The sequence below is a fragment of the Streptomyces sp. NPDC002573 genome, from assembly GCF_042889625.1.
Lineage (GTDB): Bacteria > Actinomycetota > Actinomycetes > Streptomycetales > Streptomycetaceae > Streptomyces > Streptomyces gibsoniae.
The window spans coordinates 1-1,486 of record NZ_JBIARC010000261.1 but is presented as its reverse complement, the minus strand read 5'-3'; the positions used below and the strand labels follow the sequence as shown (position 1 = coordinate 1,486).

At 67.4% G+C, this 1,486-nt stretch carries 1 protein-coding gene; it reads left to right on the top strand.

Annotated elements, in window-relative coordinates:
- Window positions 1-213 precede the first annotated feature (213 nt).
- Window positions 214-1,486, top strand: a 1,273-nt coding sequence (locus ACFYX0_RS47805; protein WP_388982133.1) for an IS4 family transposase, incomplete at its 3' end; no start/stop codon positions are given.

Here is a 1,486-nt window from a genome sequence, read left to right as displayed (position 1 = left end):
GCAACACCGTTGCGTTAGGCCGACGGGCGGGTCGTCAAGGGGGGAACATCAGGACGGGACCTCGGGTAAGTCCCTTGGTGTCGAGCCAGGGCGAGCAACCCGGAGGTCCCGTTGTTACCTAAACCTGCCAGCGTCTCGTCGATACCGACAGGCCCGGACGTATACGCACCCGGCCATGTCGGTGAGCTGACCCAGATCATCGATCCCGTCCTCGTGGATGCGGTCATCGAGGAAACCGCGGCGAGGGAGCAACGGTTGCGTCTGCTCCCGGCGCGGGTCGTGGTGTACTTCGTCCTCGCCCTGGCCTTCTTCGAACGGTCCTCCTATCAAGGTGTCTGGGGCAAGCTCACCGTGGGCCTGGGCGATACCGTCGTGGCTCGTCCGTGCGCGTCGTCTCTGTCGCGGGCCCGTCGCCGGCTGGGCGTCGCACCATTGCGTGCCCTGTTCACCGTTCTGGCCGGGCCGGTGGCCACCCCTGCCCAGACCTGCGCCTTCTACCGCGGGCGACGCGTGGTCGCCATCGACGGCACCACGCTGAACGCCCCCGACGAGCCCGCTGTGACCTGGCGCTATCCCAAGCACATCGGTCCTGTGCGCGAGTTCGGCTACCCGATCGTGCGCCTGGTGACCCTGGTCGAATGTGGCACCCGTGCCCTGATCGACGCGGTTTTCGGCCCGGACCGCACCGGGGAGATCTCGTACGCCCACCGCCTGCTGGGCGGCCTGGACGGTTCGATGCTCCTGCTCGCCGACGCCTACTACGACGCCGTCGGCTTCCTGACCGCTGTCTCCGACGCCGGCGCGGCCTTCCTGCTCCGGTCCACCCGCAAGCGCCGCCCGACCATCCGGCATCCTCTGCCGGACGGCTCCTACCGGACCTTCATCCAGTCCAACAACTACCGGGCAGGCCGTGGCTACGGGCAGCGCCTGGAGGTGAGGGTGATCGAGGCATGGGTAACCGTCACGCTCGCCGACGGGACCCGACGCACCGAGCTGTGGCGTCTGCTCACCACGCTCCTGGACGCCGAGCGCCATCCCGCCATGGAGCTGATCGAGCTTTATCACCGGCGGTGGCAGGCGGAGACCTGCTACTTCTCGCTGAAGTCCACCATCCTCGACGGGCGCATCCTGCGGTCCCGGACGGTCCCCGGCCTCGAGCAGGAGATCTATGCCCTGCTGACCGTCTATCAGGCCTTGGTCCGGATGGCCGGCGACCTCACCACCGCACACCCCGAGCTGTCTCCTCGACAGGTGAGCTTCACGATCCTGCTGCAGGCTGCCGCCGACCAGATCGTCGCCGGGAACGGCATCACCATCACCGAGCCGGTGACGCTGGTCGGCGCCATCGGCCATGTTGTCTTGGCGAACCTGGTCCAAGAGCAACGGCGGTGGCGGGTGAAGTCACGGATGCTGAAGAGGTACAGCAAGTACCCCTTCAACCGGACACGGCACCCCCGGAAGGCCCAGAAGTACACCCTCCACACCG